Source organism: Burkholderia paludis (genome assembly GCF_000732615.1).
Classification (GTDB): domain Bacteria; phylum Pseudomonadota; class Gammaproteobacteria; order Burkholderiales; family Burkholderiaceae; genus Burkholderia; species Burkholderia paludis.
Genome location: NZ_JPGL01000114.1, coordinates 1 through 15,347, shown reverse-complemented (window position 1 = coordinate 15,347; position 15,347 = coordinate 1). Strand labels below are relative to the sequence as shown.

Annotated in this window: 12 protein-coding genes and 1 pseudogene; 6 read left to right on the top strand and 7 right to left on the bottom strand. The window is 65.9% G+C overall.

Translation table 11 applies throughout. The features are described from left to right. The first annotated feature begins 39 nt into the window (after window positions 1-39). Window positions 40-489 carry a MerR family transcriptional regulator gene (locus GQ56_RS0138120; protein ID WP_031403636.1) on the top strand — a complete coding sequence of 150 codons (450 nt, stop codon included), beginning with the start codon at window positions 40-42 and terminating at the stop codon, window positions 487-489. Between the two features lie 95 nt (window positions 490-584). Here the strand turns inward: GQ56_RS0138120 and GQ56_RS0138115 are convergent, their stop codons facing one another. From GQ56_RS0138115 to mhpA, 6 genes are all read right to left on the bottom strand, one after another. Continuing rightward, a complete protein-coding gene (locus GQ56_RS0138115) occupies window positions 585-1,760 on the bottom strand; it encodes an OmpP1/FadL family transporter (RefSeq protein WP_081895038.1) in 1,176 nt (391 codons plus the stop codon). A gap of 202 nt (window positions 1,761-1,962) precedes the next feature. Further along, the gene (locus tag GQ56_RS0138110; protein WP_031403634.1) at window positions 1,963-2,379 is read right to left on the bottom strand and encodes a nuclear transport factor 2 family protein; all 417 of its coding nucleotides are present in this window, start codon (window positions 2,377-2,379) and stop codon (window positions 1,963-1,965) included. Window positions 2,380-2,463: 84 nt separating this feature from the next. Then, window positions 2,464-3,393: a BKACE family enzyme gene (locus tag GQ56_RS0138105; RefSeq protein ID WP_031403633.1), complete on the bottom strand. Its 930-nt coding sequence runs from the start codon at window positions 3,391-3,393 to the stop codon at window positions 2,464-2,466. A gap of 19 nt (window positions 3,394-3,412) precedes the next feature. Beyond that, window positions 3,413-4,282, bottom strand: coding sequence for a fumarylacetoacetate hydrolase family protein (locus GQ56_RS0138100; RefSeq protein WP_031403632.1), 870 nt, complete (start codon window positions 4,280-4,282; stop codon window positions 3,413-3,415). A gap of 82 nt (window positions 4,283-4,364) precedes the next feature. After that, entirely contained in the window at window positions 4,365-5,306 is a 942-nt protein-coding gene (locus tag GQ56_RS0138095) for a VOC family protein (RefSeq protein WP_031403631.1), read from the bottom strand. Window positions 5,307-5,332: 26 nt separating this feature from the next. After that, window positions 5,333-6,904, bottom strand: coding sequence for a bifunctional 3-(3-hydroxy-phenyl)propionate/3-hydroxycinnamic acid hydroxylase MhpA (gene mhpA / locus GQ56_RS0138090; RefSeq protein ID WP_043301761.1), 1,572 nt, complete (start codon window positions 6,902-6,904; stop codon window positions 5,333-5,335). A 157-nt stretch (window positions 6,905-7,061) separates the two neighbouring features. Here mhpA and GQ56_RS0138085 point away from each other — a divergent pair, with 157 nt between their 5' ends. Both GQ56_RS0138085 and GQ56_RS0138080 read left to right on the top strand, forming a co-directional pair. Further along, window positions 7,062-7,733 (top strand): TetR/AcrR family transcriptional regulator, encoded by a 672-nt coding sequence (locus tag GQ56_RS0138085; RefSeq protein WP_152602001.1) that lies wholly within the window; start codon window positions 7,062-7,064, stop codon window positions 7,731-7,733. Between the two features lie 79 nt (window positions 7,734-7,812). Beyond that, entirely contained in the window at window positions 7,813-8,541 is a 729-nt protein-coding gene (locus GQ56_RS0138080; RefSeq protein ID WP_265183129.1) for a TetR/AcrR family transcriptional regulator, read from the top strand. 87 nt (window positions 8,542-8,628) lie between these two features. On the opposite strand, the gene GQ56_RS0138075 is transcribed toward GQ56_RS0138080, so the two are convergent. Further along, window positions 8,629-9,648, bottom strand: coding sequence for a LysR family transcriptional regulator (locus tag GQ56_RS0138075; RefSeq protein ID WP_052000989.1), 1,020 nt, complete (start codon window positions 9,646-9,648; stop codon window positions 8,629-8,631). Window positions 9,649-10,579: 931 nt separating this feature from the next. Here GQ56_RS0138075 and GQ56_RS0138070 point away from each other — a divergent pair. The 3 genes and pseudogenes from GQ56_RS0138070 to GQ56_RS0138060 form a co-directional block, all read left to right on the top strand. Next, on the top strand, window positions 10,580-11,818 hold the full coding sequence (locus GQ56_RS0138070) for an efflux RND transporter periplasmic adaptor subunit (RefSeq protein WP_031403626.1): 1,239 nt from the start codon (window positions 10,580-10,582) through the stop codon (window positions 11,816-11,818). A 15-nt stretch (window positions 11,819-11,833) separates the two neighbouring features. Beyond that, on the top strand, window positions 11,834-15,034 hold the full coding sequence (locus GQ56_RS0138065) for an efflux RND transporter permease subunit (RefSeq protein ID WP_031403625.1): 3,201 nt from the start codon (window positions 11,834-11,836) through the stop codon (window positions 15,032-15,034). A 2-nt stretch (window positions 15,035-15,036) separates the two neighbouring features. Then, window positions 15,037-15,347, top strand: a pseudogene (locus GQ56_RS0138060) (multidrug transporter); the annotation flags it as partial.

Here is a 15,347-nt window from a genome sequence, read left to right as displayed (position 1 = left end):
GAAGCCGCCCACCCGGATGGACACTTGTGCATTCGGGTCATGAAGATCGGGGATCTGGCGGAGCGCACCGGCCTGACGCCTTCGCGCATCCGCTTCTACGAACGCATCGGCCTGTTGACGGCGGTCGAGCGTCAACCCAACGGCTATCGGGCCTATTCTCCCGACGCCGTGCTGGTGCTCGGCCTGGTCGCGACGGCGCAGCAGGCCGGCTTCAGCCTGAACGAGATTCGCATGTTGCTGCCGCCCGACCTTGCGCAGTGGCAGCATGGCGCACTGCTCGATGCGCTGCGCCGCAAGGTGTGCGATATCGAGGCCATGCAGGTGCGGCTCGAACGGAACAAGGCGCATCTCGTGTCGTTGATGGCCGGAATCGAGGCCAAATCCGACGAGATCGATTGTTCCGCCAATGCGACGCGCATGCTGTCGCGGATGCAAGCGGGCGAACCGGGCGACACGACGCGCGCGCACGGCGCCGACAAGGCAGGATGACGCCGCTCAAGCCCGGCCGGTCGGCGCGGGGCGCGGGGCATTCCCCAGCCAGCCCCCGTTTCGGCAGCGCGGCAATCTGCTCGCCACCCGCCGGTTCAGAATTTGCGTCCGAGATTGAGCATGATGAGCGAGTAGCGGGCGTGAATGTTCGTTCCGGCGCTTGCACCCGATCCGGTGACGGTCTTCGGGAAGTCGTATTCGTAGCCGGCGGATACGTCCCACTTCGGCGATGCCCGCCACGTGAACCCGCCGCTTATCGAGTCGGTCAGGATCAGCGGCGCGAAGTAGTTCGCGGCGGTGTGCTGCGAATCGATGCTGTCGGTGGCGTGCTTGCCGCCGAACCGGACCGTGAACCGGTCGCTCGCGGCCCACGAGAGACCCGCGCGAACGACCGTCTGATCGCGGAGCCCGAACGTATCGGGATCGCCGAGCACGGCGACGTGCGACCACTGAATCCGCAGGATGTCGGCGGCGACGGTCAGGCGCGGCGAGAGATGCAGCGCGAGGCCCGCACCGACACGCGACGGTTCGTCGAGATGTCCGCCGCCGGCCGCGAAGAGGTCGTCCGCATAGCCGCTTGCGCGCGAGAAGCGTACCCGTGTGGAGTACGACGCGCCCACCGTGACGAGCGGAGACACGTTCCACATCACGCCGATGCCGCCGCCGGCCCCGTACGTCGTGGTCATGCCGTGCGTGGGCTGTACCGCGACGCCGCCGCCGGCGGCCGGCGCCAGGATGCTTTGCGCCTCGAATTTCTGCACGCCGAGGATCGCCGAGACGCCGATGGCCAGATCCGGCGTGACCCGGTACGCGATGGTCGGCAGAAAGTTGACGAAAATGTTTTTGGCCTTCGCCGGCGGGGCGCCGGGGATCGGCAGGGCGGGGCCGGGGTAGTTCACGCCGCCGCCGGCCGAGCCGATCGACAGGCCGAGCGATAACCGCTCGCCGAGCGTGACGTTGAAGCCGCCGTCCGGCATCGGGCCGGTCGTGTCGAAAGCCTGCCGGTTCGACGGATCGCCGAAGCTCGACTGGGCGTGCCCGACGAGAACCTGCACGCCCTGATCCGCGCGGTTGCCCACGAATGCCATGCCGGCGGGGTTGTCGCCGGCCACGGCGCTCGTCAGCGGATTGGCGATCGATGCGCCGCCCATCATCGATTCGACCGCGCCGGTGGCGTTGGTCTGCGTCGTATTCATGGCCTGGGCCGGTTCGATGCCGGCGCTCAGCATGACGCCCGTTGCCATTGCGCACAAGAGGTGGTTCTTTTTCATGACGTCTCCAATTCGTTTTGTTTAGTTATCCGATATGTTTTACGGAAAATGATTCCGGTGTCGAAGCGCGGATGCCGGACAGGTCGAATCCAGCTATCCGCCGGTCACGCTGCTTCCGGTGGCGGCTTCCTGAGGCTCGTCGAGGTTGGGCGCGTACTTACTGACCGTGAGGAACGGTCATGTGCGCGACCGCGCGATACGCTCAACCTGCGTGACCGAGACCTTCATCGGGGGCGTTCGCGATGCCCGGCGGCAACCCCTGGAACGCCACGACCCGCCAGGCTTCGCCGGACCGCATCCACACCGCTTCGTAGCGGGTCGAAACGGCGAGGGTGCCGTCGGGTGTGCCGATTCGGGCGTCCATTTTTCCGTGCAGCAGCGCAAATCGCTCGTGCATCTGAATCCCGATGACATCGAGCGACAACGCGTCGTAGCGGATCGCGCCGCGCTCGAGCCTCGCGAGGAAGCTCTCCCGGTCGTCGCGCGTACCGGTCGAATGGACGTAGACGAGGCCTTCGTCGAGGATTTCCCGCAGCGCGTGCGTGTCCGCCGCGAGCATGGCCGCCCGGCGCCGCTCTTCCATGGTCCGCACGTCGGACGTGCGGTCGGTGTCGTTCATTGGTTTCTCCATCCTGTCGGGTCGCCCGGGGCGCCCGGTGGGCGCAAGCGGCCGCGCCGGTCCGGGCGTTGTCGTGTATCGCGATCAGAGCCGCGTCTTGTCCCGGCCCTTGAGGCCGAGCATCTGCCGGGCGTCGGCCGGCGTCGCGATGTCGAAGCCGAGCCGCGTGAGGATGTCGCGAATCAGCGTGACCTGTTCGGCGTTCGACGTCGCGAGCTTGCCCGGCCCGATCGTGAGCGAATCTTCCAGGCCAACGCGCACGTTGCCGCCCATCAGCGCCGCCTGCGTGATCAGCGGAATCTGGTGCTTGCCGGCGCCGAGCACCGACCACTGGTAGCCGTCGCCGAACAGCTTGTCGGCGATGCGCTTCATGTGCACGAGATTCTCCGGATCGGCGCCGATCCCGCCGAGAATGCCGAGGACGAACTGCAGGAAGAGCGGCCCCTTCACCAGCCCGCGGTCGACGAAGTGCTTGAGGGTGTACAGGTGGCCGACCTCGTAGCACTCGAATTCGAAGCGCGTCCCGTGCGCGTGGCCAAGCCGAGTGAGGACTTCCTCGATATCCGCGAAGGTGTTCCGGAAGATGGTATGGCGGGTGCCTTCGATGAACGGGCGCTCCCATTCGTGCCTGAACGTCGTCAGCTTGTCGAGCACGGGGAAGATCGCGAAGTTCATCGAACCCATGTTGCACGATGCCATTTCCGACGACGCGTCGAGCGCGCCCGCCAGGCGCTCGTCGAGCGTCATGTTGACCGCACCGCCCGTCGTGATGTTGATCACGGCGTCGGTTGCCGCGTGCACCTTCGGGAGGAACTGCCGATACGCGTCGGCGGAGAAGGCCGGTCGCCCGTCCTCGCCGTTGCGCGCGTGCAGGTGCAGGATCGCCGCGCCGGCTTCGGCCGCGGCGATCGCCTCGCGCGCGATGTCCCCGGGTGTGGCGGGCAGATAGGGCGACATGCTCGGCGTATGGATCGAGCCGGTGATCGCGCAGGTGATGATGATTTTGCGTGCCATGTTTGACGTGTCCCTTGCGTCAGGCCGGTTCGGCGACGACGACGTTTTCAATGTGGCCCACCCCGTCGATCTCGACCCGCATGACGTCGCCCACGCTCAGGAAACGCGGCGGCTTGCTTGCGCCTCCCACGCCAGACGGTGTGCCCGTGGCGAGCACGTCGCCCGGTTCGAGCGTCATCACGGTAGACAGGTAGGCGATCTGTTGCCAGATGTTGTAGATCATCTCGCCCGAGCTGACCGACTGACGGGTTTCGCCATTGACGATCATGCGCAGTTGCAGTGCATGCGGATCGACGATTTCGTCGGGCGTCACGAGCCACGGGCCGAACGGGCCGTGCGTGTTGAACGACTTGCCGAGCATCATCGTCGGCGAGCGCATCTGCCAGTCGCGCACGGAAACGTCGTTGCAGATCACGTAGCCGGCGATGACCGATGCGGCGTCGGCTTCCGGGACGTGACGGCACCGGCGGCCGATCACGACGCCGAGCTCCGCTTCGTAGTCGAGCTTGTCCGACGCCTTCGGCATGTGCACGGGATCGAACGGGCCGTTCACGCACGACACCTGCTTGTTGAACCAGACCTGGCTGTCGGGCACCTGGATGCCGGCGGCCCTGGCTTCTTCGACGTGACGACGATAGTTCATGCCGATCGCGAGAAACTTCGACGGATTCGGCACGGGGGCGTCGAGGCGCACGTCCGCGAGCGGGTAGGTCGCCGCGTCGGCGAGCCGGATCGCCTGCGCGCGCTGCATCAGCGCGGCGCCGCCCTGGAGCAGTTCCCGCATCGTGGCGGGCAGGCCGCGATCGCTCGCCGGCAGGTCGATGACCTGGTTGCCTTCGATCTTGCCGATCGACTGGTAGCCGCGACATTGAAAAGTCACGAGTTTCATATGCGTTGTTCCTGAAAGATAGGGTTGGGTGGATCGCCGTGCGTGCCGCACCGCGATCGCCTTGGCCGCCGGATCCGGCGTGTCAGACGCCTTGCTCCGAGTTTTCGACGAAGATCGCGGGCAGGTCCGGGCCCCACAGGTACATGGCGTCCTGCGGCGGGTGGTCCTGCGCGATCCAGTCCACCGAAGCGGGGATGTAGTCCATCGTCGCGCTGTATTCCGAGAAACTGCCCCACGGGTCCTGCACGTAGTGGAAGTAGTTCGAGCCCAGCACGTGACGGCCGATCCCCCAGCCGTTCGTGTAGCCGGCCGCATGCATCTGCATGTAGCCCAGTCCCACCTCTTCGACGGTCGGCACGTCCCAGCTCAGGTGATGCAGCGCGGGGCCGGCGCTTGCCGCGAACGCGAACAGGTGGTGGTCGCCTCCGTGCGGCGCATGGATGAAGGCCACGCCGTCGCCGGAGCGGTCGGAGAGGCGCAGGCCGAGCACGCGCTCGCAGAAGTCGATCTGCGCCGGCACGTTCGACGTGGCGAACGCGATGTGGGAGAGGCGCGTGGGCCGTACAGCCGGCGTATTGCGCCGGTACGGCGCGCACCGCAGGCCGTCCGCCGGCAAGGGCGGGCTCACGTGCGCCGCTTCGTCGAGCGTCGTCTTGATGCCGGCGCGGATCTGCAGCGGCATGCCGTCGGGATTGCGGATCCAGAAGCCGGATGGATCCGCGTCGGGCGGCGGCGCGATCGTTTCGACACCTTCGGCAAGCGCCCGGGCGTGCAGCGCGTCCAGGTCGTCGTCGAAGCAGTGCAGCGTGAGCCATTCGAACTTCTTGCGCGCGCCTTCGCGCAGGCGGCCCCATGCGTGCGGCGAGCCGAAGGTGCGAATCGACAGTCCTGCCTCGCCGTCAGTCCGGACATCGAGACCGAACGCGGTGTAGAAGTGTCGGGCCTCGTCGAGCGACGGCACCGACATGCGGAATTCGCCGATGGAATGAATGCCGAGACGATCGCGTCTGCGATGTTGCGTCATGTTTTTCTCCTGATCGAAGGGGGGGCTCAGCAGGCCGGCTCCATGGCGTGACGCCATGCGTCGACGAGCGGGTTGAGGCCGTCGGCGGCGCGGGCCGAACCGTAGCTGTAGAAGTCGGGGCGGGCGAGCAGGGCGACCACGTCGTGCTGCGCGAAGTACTCGCCGTAGATGCCGTCGACGTCGACACACCCGCCCGGGCCGAAGTGCGTGACGATCGCGCGTTGCCTGTCCAGGGCCCGGCGGTTCTCGTCGCTCAGGCGATCGAGCGTCGCCCGATCGCGTGCAATCAGTGCGAAGCCCGCGCCGAACAGGTCGTCGAACAGCCCTCGTTTGCCGCCGATCTCGATTCGGCCTTGCGGGGTGAGCTGCCCGCTGCCCGGCGAGTGCGGATCGTAGAGTCCTGCGCCGAGTCGCGGCTGCGGCGTGGCAGGCGGCCGGAACCCCGGCGTGGCCTGCGCGGCCAGCATCGCCTGGTCGCGTGCCGCGGCAGCCTCGGGATCGGCGATGCAGATCACCTTGCCGAGCTCGATCGAGAAATCGATGATGTCGCGCACGTGGTTCAGCCGCTCCGGACCGTAGCTTTCGAGCAGCGTGTCGCTGCCCGTGCCGCGCAGAATCGTGTCGAGGCGCCAGGCGAGCGCGGCCGCGTCGCGCAGCCCGCTGCACATGCCCTGGCCCGCGAACGGGGGCATCAGATGGGCCGCGTCGCCCGCGAGCAGCACGTTGCCGGTGCGCCATTGCCGCGCCCAGCGCCCGCGGAAGGTATAGACGGCATGGCGTTCGAGCGTCGCGTTGCGGGGCGTGACGTCCCAGCGCGAGAGCAGGTCCCAGGCGACGGCGTCCTGATTCATCTGCTCCCCCGTTTCGCCGGGCAGCAGCATGAACTCCCAGCGCCTGCGTCCCGGGCCGCCCGGAACGATCGAGGTCGGACGCGCCGGATCGCACAGCTGCCATGCCTTGGGAATCCATTCGCGCGGCGTGGCGGGCTGGACGTCGACGACGAGCCAGTCGAACGCGAAGCCGAGATCCTCGAATTCGATTCCGGACAGCGTCCGCACGACCGAATTCGCGCCGTCGGCGCCGATCAGGTAACGCGCGTGGACGGTGTCGGTCTCGCCGGTTGCCGACCATTTGCCGTTCTCGAACCGGCCGGCCCCGATCTCGACGCTGACGCCCGGGTCGTTTTGCTGCAGCGCGAGCGCCGACCACCCCGTGCGGACGGTTACATTGGGCAAGCGCCGGACGTGCGTGTCGAGCACGCGTTCGAGCTGCGGCTGGGAAAACAGGTTCGAGACGGGCCAGCCGCTCGGCCCCGGGCCGCTCCAGTCGAAGTCCATCAGGATCTCGTCCCGGGCGTTGAGCCACTGGTAGCGATCGGCGATCTCGGTGATGGGCTTGATATCATCCATGACACCGGAGGCCTGGAACAGGCGGGCAATCTCGTGGTCGTAGTGGACCGCGCGCGGCAGCGGGTACAGGTCGGGCCAGCGTTCGATCACCGTGACCCGATGTCCCGCGCGGCCCAGCATCAGGGCGAGCAGTTGCCCTGTCGGCCCGTAGCCGACGATTGCGACGTCGACGTGTTTGTCTGCTTCCATGTCTCCTCCGGAAACGAATTCTTCAAAATGACACAACAGTATAAATTGGATTGTATTGTCAATTTGACAAGTACGTCCATGCAAATGGGGGAAACCCCGAGGAGAGGCATTGGCAGCGAATCATTCCAGAGCGCGACGCGTGGCCGTCGAGGCCGAAATGGAAGACCACCGCGTGCGCACGGGCGCCGTGCGGCGTGAGGCGACGCGCCGCAAGCTGTTGAGCGCGGCGGTGGAGGTGTATGCGCGGAAGGGGCCGGATGCCGCGTCGATCGACGATTTCCTCGCGGCGGCAGGTGTCGCGCGGGGCACGTTCTACAACTACTTCAAGACGACCGGCGAGCTGCTGGATGCCGTGACCGCCGAGCTCAACGACCAGGTCATCGTGGCCATCGAGAATTGCGTGTCGAAGATCGACAGCCCGATCGAGCGGATCTGGATCGGGTGTCAGATCTTCGTCCAGGTCGCGGTGATGCATCCCGCCTGGGGCGCGTTCATCACCCGCACCGGGGTGCGCGAAGCGGCGAGCGGGCGCTTGACGAAAATCTATCTGCCGCGCGATCTGGCGGCCGCGCTCGAATGCGGGATGATGAAATATGCGAATGCGCGGGCTGCGCACGATCTGTTGCTCGGCGCGATTCATCAGAGCATCGAGACCGTCCTGAGCGGCGCGGCCCCCGCGGATCATCCGCGCGCGGTCATGGAACTTGCCTTCTGCGCGCTGGGCGTCGCACGTGCGACGCTCAACCGGCTCGTCAAGCAACCGCTTCCCGAAATCGACCTGCCCGACGGGCTGAAATCGCTGGAAGCGGGAGTGAGCGAAGGCGAGTAGGCCGGCTGGCACGGCTGGCGCCCGCGTTCATGCACGCGGGCATCCGGCGCCGTGATCCAGGCCGCTGCCGATGCCACGCATGGGCCAGGCCGGCACAACGCGCTTGCTATACTGGCGGGTCATCGAATCAGAGAGCGAGACAGCAGGAGAAATGGCGCCTTCCAGCACACCGCCCAAACGCGCCGCGAAGAAACGGGCTCGCGGACGTCCAACGAGCAGCGCACTGACGGGTTTCGACTCATTGCTGCGCGGGGCGCGGCAAATGTTTGCAACCCAGGGTTATGAAGGAACCAGTGTGCGGGCCATCGCACAGCTGGCCGGTGTGGATCCCGCGCTCATGTCGCATCACTTCGGCTCCAAGGAGGGGCTGTGGATCGCCGTGGTCGAGCAGCTCTCCGAGCAGTTGGGACCCCTGATCGAATCGACGAGACAACTGAGCGAGGCGCGCATGTCGCCGCGCGAGCGCATCAGGCAGGCCATCATTCTCTTCATCGATACCGTGTCCGAGGACCGGTATATCGGCATGTTCTTCTCGACCGCCACAACCGAGCAGGGCGAGCGGCTCAACCTGCTGCTGGAGCGCCACGTTCGCCCGTATCGCGAGGCGTTCGTTCCGTTGCTGACCGATGCGATCGAGGCGGGCAAGCTGAAACCGCACGATCCGGATACGATGTATTACATGATGGTGATGGCGATCAGTAACGTCATGTCGTACAGCCACATCCTGTCGACCTTCTCGTCGCTGCCGGCGTCGCCGGAAAAATTCAAGGAAGAGGTGCTCGACATCGCGCTCGGGATGTTCCGGTAAGCCGCGGTATCGATCCGGGCCGGATCGCGCCCGGCGCCCGGCGATCGTGGCCGGAGCGCGCCGTACGGCGCCGGCGTGGCGGATACGCTAGGCGGCTGCCGCGGCGAGCCTTCCGGCGGTGTCGGCCGATGCTCGCTCCATCCGGGCGTCTGGCTTGCGCACCGGGTCCGGGCCGGTCGCGAGGTGTCGCGGCACCGGAGCATGAGCGGGTTCGCCGACGGTGCGGAGCAGGTGATCGATGAAGGTTCGAACCTTCGCGGGCATATGTTCCCTGCTGGGATAGACGATGCTGACCGAGAAGATCGCCGTCGAATATTCCGGGAGCACTTCCAGCAATTTCCCGTTCTGAATATCCTGCCGGACCAGGGTGGCGGGCGCGAAGCCGATGCCTGCCCCGGAGATCAGCATCTGGATCAACGCATCGATGTTGTCGACGACCATCGTCGGCCGCTGGTCGAGGGTATGCCGCGTGCCGTCCGGGCCCTCGAGCAGCCATTCGCGGCTACCGGACGGTTGGGCCGTCAGTGCGACATGGGCGTGCTCGACCAACTGGTCCGGATGTTCCGGAATTCCCCTGCGCCGCAGATACTCGGGCGACGCGCACGCGATGAGCGGTTCGCTCATGATGGGGCGGGCAATCAGGCTGGTCGGGCAGTGGGGAAGAAGCGACGTGTCCACCAGGCCGAGATCGTAACCGTCGTGCACCAGGTTGATCGGCCGATCGACGAGGGTAAGCTCGAGGCGGACATCCGGATACGTCACGTTGTACTGATGCAGGCACTGCGCGAGGCCGTAGTGCGAGAAGAAATTCGGCGCGACGATCCGCAAGGTGCCCATCGGCTTGTGAACCATGTTGGCGATCGACCGCTCGCAGTCGTCCAGGCTGCACACGAGCTCGAGCGTACGGTCGAAATAGCGGCGGCCGACGTCCGTCAATGACACCGCGCGTGTTTCGCGGGAGAACAGATACACCCCCAGGCGTTTCTCGAGCCACCTGATCTGGCGGCTCAGCACCACATCGGAAACGCTCAGTTTCCGTGCCGCGCCCGAAATACTTCCCGAATTCACCACTTCGTGGAAGGTGCGTATCGATTCGAGTTGATCCATGTGAGGTTCTCGCAATACGTGGGGCGGCCTGTGTGTTCCCAACTATCCCACTATCCCGATCCAGCGAATGTGCCTCTCGTGCGACATGCGCGGGCATCGGATTTGTCGACCATATATAAATTCAACGAGTGTTGAATTTCGGCATGGTATCCCTCCGGTGATGACGTGTCAAGGCAGGCCGGGCGCCGCGCGACCCGCCGTCCGCTCGATGCCGGCCGGAACCGGCATCGTCCCTGTTTCCGATTCGTCAATACTCCATTGCTTGTAACGGCGAGCGGGCCTCCGATAGCGTCGCGCGGCCGCGCGTCAAGTATGTGGGCGCCCGTTTGCCGACCTTCGGGCGGTCTTTCCACACGGGCCTCAGGCGGTTGACACGGCTGTTGAGGTTGCCTTAGTATCGCCGTAAATCAACAAATGATGAATTAATTGATTGGCCCCGTGGCACGGGAAATTCCGATGGTTGTCGCGTCATCCTGACCTGTCGTGCGATGCGTGACAGGTCGCTCGAATGCGACGTCCGGTGCCGTGACGGTTGCGTGATTCGACGCGTGCAACGGGGCGCGCGGCGTCGGACGTGGCAGGCCGGAGCACGACGTTGTCGTGCCGGCCGGTTCTCCATCGGCTCGCTCCCGAAGGTCGTGCATCGCTCGACGAGGGTGTCGAGCGAATGCGTCGGCAACGTGCTTTCTCGGAGGCCGGCGACGCGACTTGCTGCCGCTGCCTGCCTGCGTTTCGGCATGTCAGGCGCGGTCGTCATTGTTTTACGGAAGCCGTTCGGCCCGCGAACGCTTCACCGGGCGCGGCGAATGCCCGAGTCCTTTGTCCATTCCCGTCGAAAAAACGGCGTAACTGACCGTGTGCCGGTTCGTGCCCGCGGCGAGGAGGTTTAGTGATTCCTATTGAAGGTCGTTTATTTGTGAGAGGTCGCTCTATGCGCGTCGAACGGGTTCCATACCGCTTGATCACTGTCGCGGCAGCCGCCGTTTTCCTGGCTGCGTGCGGAAAAAAAGAATCGGCGCCACCGCCGCAAACGCCGGAGGTCGGCGTCGTCACCGTCCAGCCGCAAGCGGTCCCGGTCGTCGCCGAACTGCCGGGCCGCACCAGCGCATTCCTCGTCGCGCAGGTGCGCGCGCGGGTCGACGGCATCGTGCTGCGCCGTGAATTCACCGAAGGCACCGACGTCAAGGCAGGCCAGCGCCTGTACAAGATCGACCCGGCGCCGTACATCGCCGCGCTGAACAGCGCGAAGGCGACGCTGGCGAAGGCTGAAGCGAACCTGACGACGCAGAACGCGCTGGTTGCGCGCTACAAGGTGCTGGTCGGGGCGAACGCGGTCAGCAAGCAGGACTACGACAACGCGGTGGCCGCGCAAGGCCAGGCCGCGGCGGACGTCGCGGCCGGCAACGCGGCGGTCGATACCGCGCAGATCAACCTCGGCTATACCGACGTCGTGTCGCCGGTCACCGGCCGCGTCGGCATTTCGCAGGTGACGCCAGGCGCGTACGTGCAGGCCAGCCAGGCGACGCTGATGTCGACGGTGCAGCAGCTCGATCCGGTGTATGTCGACCTCACGCAGTCGAGCCTCGAAGGGCTGAAGCTGCGCCAGGACGTGCAGAGCGGGCGCCTGAAGACGTCGGGCCCGGGCGCGGCGAAGGTGTCGCTGATCCTGGAGGACGGCAAGACCTATTCGGAGCCGGGCAAGCTGCAGTTCTCGGACGTGACGGTCGACCAGACCACCGGCTCGGTGACGATCCGCGCGATCTTCCCGAACAAGGACGGCGTACTGCTGCCGGGGATGTTCGTGCGTGCACGGATCGAGGAAGGCGTGAACGAGAACGCGTTCCTGGTGCCGCAGATCGGCGTCACGCACGACCAGAAGGGCCAGGCGATCGCGATGGTGGTGAATGCGGCCAGCAAGGTCGAGCCGCGTCCGTTGAAGACGGTTGGCATGAACGGGCGGAACTGGGTCGTCGAAGGCGGCCTGGAAGCGGGCGATCACGTGATCGTGCAGGGCGTCGACAAGGTGCGCCCGGGTGCGACCGTGAAATCGGCAGCGGCGCAGCTCGCGCCGGACACCGCCACCGGCGAGGCCGCGCCGGCAGCCGCGAGCGCCGCCGCCGCATCGGGCGCCGCGCCGGCAAGTGCCGCCGCCGCGTCGAGCGCGCAATAACGGGGAGCCTGCTTCATGGCAAAGTTTTTTATCGATCGCCCGATTTTCGCGTGGGTGATCGCCATCATCCTGATGCTGGCCGGCGTCGCATCGATCTTCACGCTGCCGATCGCGCAGTATCCGACGATCGCGCCGCCATCGATCCAGATCAGCGCGAGCTACCCGGGCGCTTCCGCGAAGACGGTGGAAGACACGGTGACGCAGGTGATCGAGCAGCAGATGAGCGGCCTCGACAACTTCCTGTACATGTCGTCGACCAGTGACGACTCGGGCAACGCGACGATCACGCTGACCTTCGCGCCGGGCACCAACGCCGACATCGCGCAGGTGCAGGTGCAGAACAAGCTGTCGCTCGCGACGCCGATCCTGCCGCAGGTCGTGCAGCAGCTCGGCCTGTCGGTGACGAAGTCGAGCAGCAGCTTCCTGCTGGTGCTCGCCTTCAACTCCGACGACGGCAGCATGAACCGGGACGACCTCTCGAACTTCGTGGCGTCGCACGTGAAGGATCCGATCAGCCGCCTGAACGGCGTCGGCACCGTCACGCTGTTCGGCTCGCAGTACGCGATGCGGATCTGGCTCGACCCAAACCGCCTGACGAACTACGGTCTCACGCCGGTCGACGTGTCGACCGCGATCACGCAGCAGAACGTGCAGATCGCGGGCGGCCAGATCGGCGGCACGCCGGCCATGCCGGGCACCGTGCTGCAGGCGACGATCACCGAATCGACGCTGCTGCAGACGCCCGAGCAGTTCGGCAACATCCTGCTGAAGGTCAACCAGGACGGCTCGCAGGTTCGCCTGAAGGACGTCGCGAAGATCGGCCTCGGCGGCGAAGACTACAACTTCGACACGAAGTACAACGGCAAGCCGACCGCGGCGCTCGGTATCCAGCTCGCGACCGGCGCGAATGCGCTCGCGACCGCGAACGCCGTGCGCGCGAAGATCGAGGAACTGAGGCCGTATTTCCCGCACGGTTTCAGCGTGGAGTATCCGTACGACACGACGCCGTTCGTGAAGCTGTCGATCGAGGAAGTGGTCAAGACGCTGCTCGAAGGCATCGTGCTCGTGTTCCTCGTGATGTATCTGTTCCTGCAGAACCTGCGGGCGACGATCATCCCGACGATCGCGGTGCCGGTGGTGCTGCTCGGCACGTTCGCGGTCATGTCGCTGGTGGGCTTCTCGATCAACACGCTGTCGATGTTCGGCCTCGTGCTCGCGATCGGGCTGCTGGTGGACGATGCGATCGTGGTGGTCGAGAACGTCGAGCGCGTGATGGCGGAAGAGGGGCTGTCGCCGAAGGAGGCGACCCGCAAGGCGATGGGCCAGATCACCGGCGCACTCATCGGCGTGGCGCTCGTGCTGTCGGCGGTGTTCGTGCCGGTGGCGTTCTCCGGCGGCTCGGTCGGCGCGATCTATCGTCAGTTCTCGCTGACGATCGTGACGGCGATGGTGCTGTCGGTGCTGGTCGCGCTGATCCTGACGCCCGCCTTGTGCGCGACGATCCTCAAGCCGATTCCGCAAGGGCATCACGAAGAGAAGAAGGGCTTCTTCGGCTGGTTCAACCGGACCTTCGATCGCAGCCGCGACAAGTACCACGTCGGCGTGCACCATGTGATCAAGCGCTCGGGCCGCTGGATGATCATCTATCTGGTCGTGATCGTCGCGGTCGGCCTGCTGTTCGTGCGCCTGCCGAAGTCGTTCCTGCCCGACGAGGATCAGGGCCTGATGTTCGTGATCGTGCAGACGCCGTCGGGTTCGACGCAGGAAACGACCGCGAAGACGCTCGCGAACATTTCCGACTACCTGCTGAATGACGAGAAGGACATCGTCGAATCGGCGTTCACGGTGGCAGGGTTCAGCTTCGCGGGTCGCGGCCAGAACTCCGGTCTCGTGTTCGTGCGCCTGAAGGACTACGCGCAGCGTCAGCATGCGAACCAGAAGGTGCAGGCGCTGATCGGCCGGATGTTCGGGCGTTACGCGGGTTACAAGGACGCGATGGTGATCCCGTTCAACCCGCCGTCGATTCCGGAACTCGGCACGGCGGCCGGCTTCGACTTCGAGCTGACCGACAACGCTGGTCTCGGCCACGAAACGCTGATGGCCGCGCGCAACCAGTTGCTCGGGATGGCCTCGAAGGATCCGACGCTGCAGGGTGTGCGCCCGAACGGCCTGAACGACACGCCGCAGTACAAGGTCGACATCGACCGCGAGAAGGCGAATGCACTGGGCGTCACGGCTACCGCGATCGACCAGACGTTCTCGATCGCGTGGGCGTCGCAGTACGTGAACAACTTCCTGGACGTCGACGGCCGGATCAAGAAGGTCTATGTGCAGGCCGACGCGCCGTTCCGGATGACACCGGAAGACATGAACATCCTGTACGTGCGCAACGGATCGGGCGGGATGGTGCCGTTCAGCGCGTTCGCGACTGGTCACTGGGTCTATGGCTCGCCGAAGCTCGAACGCTACAACGGTGTGTCGGCGATCGAAATCCAGGGGCAGGCCGCACCGGGCAACTCGACGGGCCAGGCGATGGCTGCGATGGAAGCGCTCGCGAAGAAGCTGCCGACCGGCATCGGCTATTCGTGGACGGGCCTGTCGTTCCAGGAAATCCAGTCCGGTTCGCAGGCGCCGCTGCTGTACGCGATCTCGATCCTCGTCGTGTTCCTGTGTCTCGCGGCGCTGTATGAGAGCTGGTCGATTCCGTTCTCGGTGATCATGGTCGTGCCGCTCGGCGTGATCGGTGCACTGCTCGCGGCGACGATGCGCGGCCTCGAGAACGACGTGTTCTTCCAGGTCGGCCTGCTGACCACCGTGGGCCTGTCCGCGAAGAACGCGATCCTGATCGTGGAATTCGCGCGCGAACTGCAGCAGACGGAGAAGATGGGGCCGATCGAGGCCGCGCTGGAATCGGCGCGCCTGCGGCTGCGTCCGATCCTGATGACGTCGCTCGCGTTCATTCTCGGCGTGTTGCCGCTCGCGATCAGCAACGGCGCGGGTTCGGCCAGCCAGCACGCGATCGGTACGGGCGTGGTCGGCGGGATGATCACGGCGACGTTCTTCGCGATCTTCATGATCCCGATGTTCTTCGTGAAGGTGCGGGCCGTGTTCAGCGGCGAGCGGGAAGATGCCGACGAGGCGCTGCGCCTGGCTCAGGCTCACTCGCACCACGAAGAGACGCCGGGTAACGGCGACCAAGGCAACAAGGGGCAGTAACGATGCAAAAACACGCTTTGACTGCAAGCGCGGCCGCACTGGCTGCCGCGCTGTTCGCCGCGGGCTGCACGATGGCGCCGCATTACAAGCGGCCTGACGCGCCCGTTGAGCAGGCGTACCCGGCCGGCGGCGTCTATGCGACGCAGCCGGGTGCGACCGGTGAGCGCAGCGCGAACGGCCAGGCGGCGGCGGCCATCGGCTGGCGCGAATTCTTCGTCGATCCGCGCCTGCAGCGGCTGATCGAGATCGCGCTGAAGAACAACCGCGACCTGCGCGTGTCGGTGCTGAACATCGAGGCGGCGCGCGCGCAGTA

What these genes read in the sequence shown, in the direction of transcription:
- GQ56_RS0138120 (WP_031403636.1), top strand. Translation starts at nt 40, where the DNA reads ATGAAGATCGGGGATCTGGCGGAGCGCACCGGCCTGACGCCTTCGCGC.
- GQ56_RS0138075 (WP_052000989.1), bottom strand. Translation starts at nt 9,648, where the DNA reads ATGGATCAACTCGAATCGATACGCACCTTCCACGAAGTGGTGAATTCG.
- mhpA (WP_043301761.1), bottom strand. Translation starts at nt 6,904, where the DNA reads ATGGAAGCAGACAAACACGTCGACGTCGCAATCGTCGGCTACGGGCCG.
- GQ56_RS0138085 (WP_152602001.1), top strand. Translation starts at nt 7,062, where the DNA reads ATGGAAGACCACCGCGTGCGCACGGGCGCCGTGCGGCGTGAGGCGACG.
- GQ56_RS0138065 (WP_031403625.1), top strand. Translation starts at nt 11,834, where the DNA reads ATGGCAAAGTTTTTTATCGATCGCCCGATTTTCGCGTGGGTGATCGCC.
- GQ56_RS0138110 (WP_031403634.1), bottom strand. Translation starts at nt 2,379, where the DNA reads ATGAACGACACCGACCGCACGTCCGACGTGCGGACCATGGAAGAGCGG.
- GQ56_RS0138070 (WP_031403626.1), top strand. Translation starts at nt 10,580, where the DNA reads ATGCGCGTCGAACGGGTTCCATACCGCTTGATCACTGTCGCGGCAGCC.
- GQ56_RS0138100 (WP_031403632.1), bottom strand. Translation starts at nt 4,282, where the DNA reads ATGAAACTCGTGACTTTTCAATGTCGCGGCTACCAGTCGATCGGCAAG.
- GQ56_RS0138080 (WP_265183129.1), top strand. Translation starts at nt 7,813, where the DNA reads ATGGGCCAGGCCGGCACAACGCGCTTGCTATACTGGCGGGTCATCGAA.
- GQ56_RS0138115 (WP_081895038.1), bottom strand. Translation starts at nt 1,760, where the DNA reads ATGAAAAAGAACCACCTCTTGTGCGCAATGGCAACGGGCGTCATGCTG.
- GQ56_RS0138095 (WP_031403631.1), bottom strand. Translation starts at nt 5,306, where the DNA reads ATGACGCAACATCGCAGACGCGATCGTCTCGGCATTCATTCCATCGGC.
- GQ56_RS0138105 (WP_031403633.1), bottom strand. Translation starts at nt 3,393, where the DNA reads ATGGCACGCAAAATCATCATCACCTGCGCGATCACCGGCTCGATCCAT.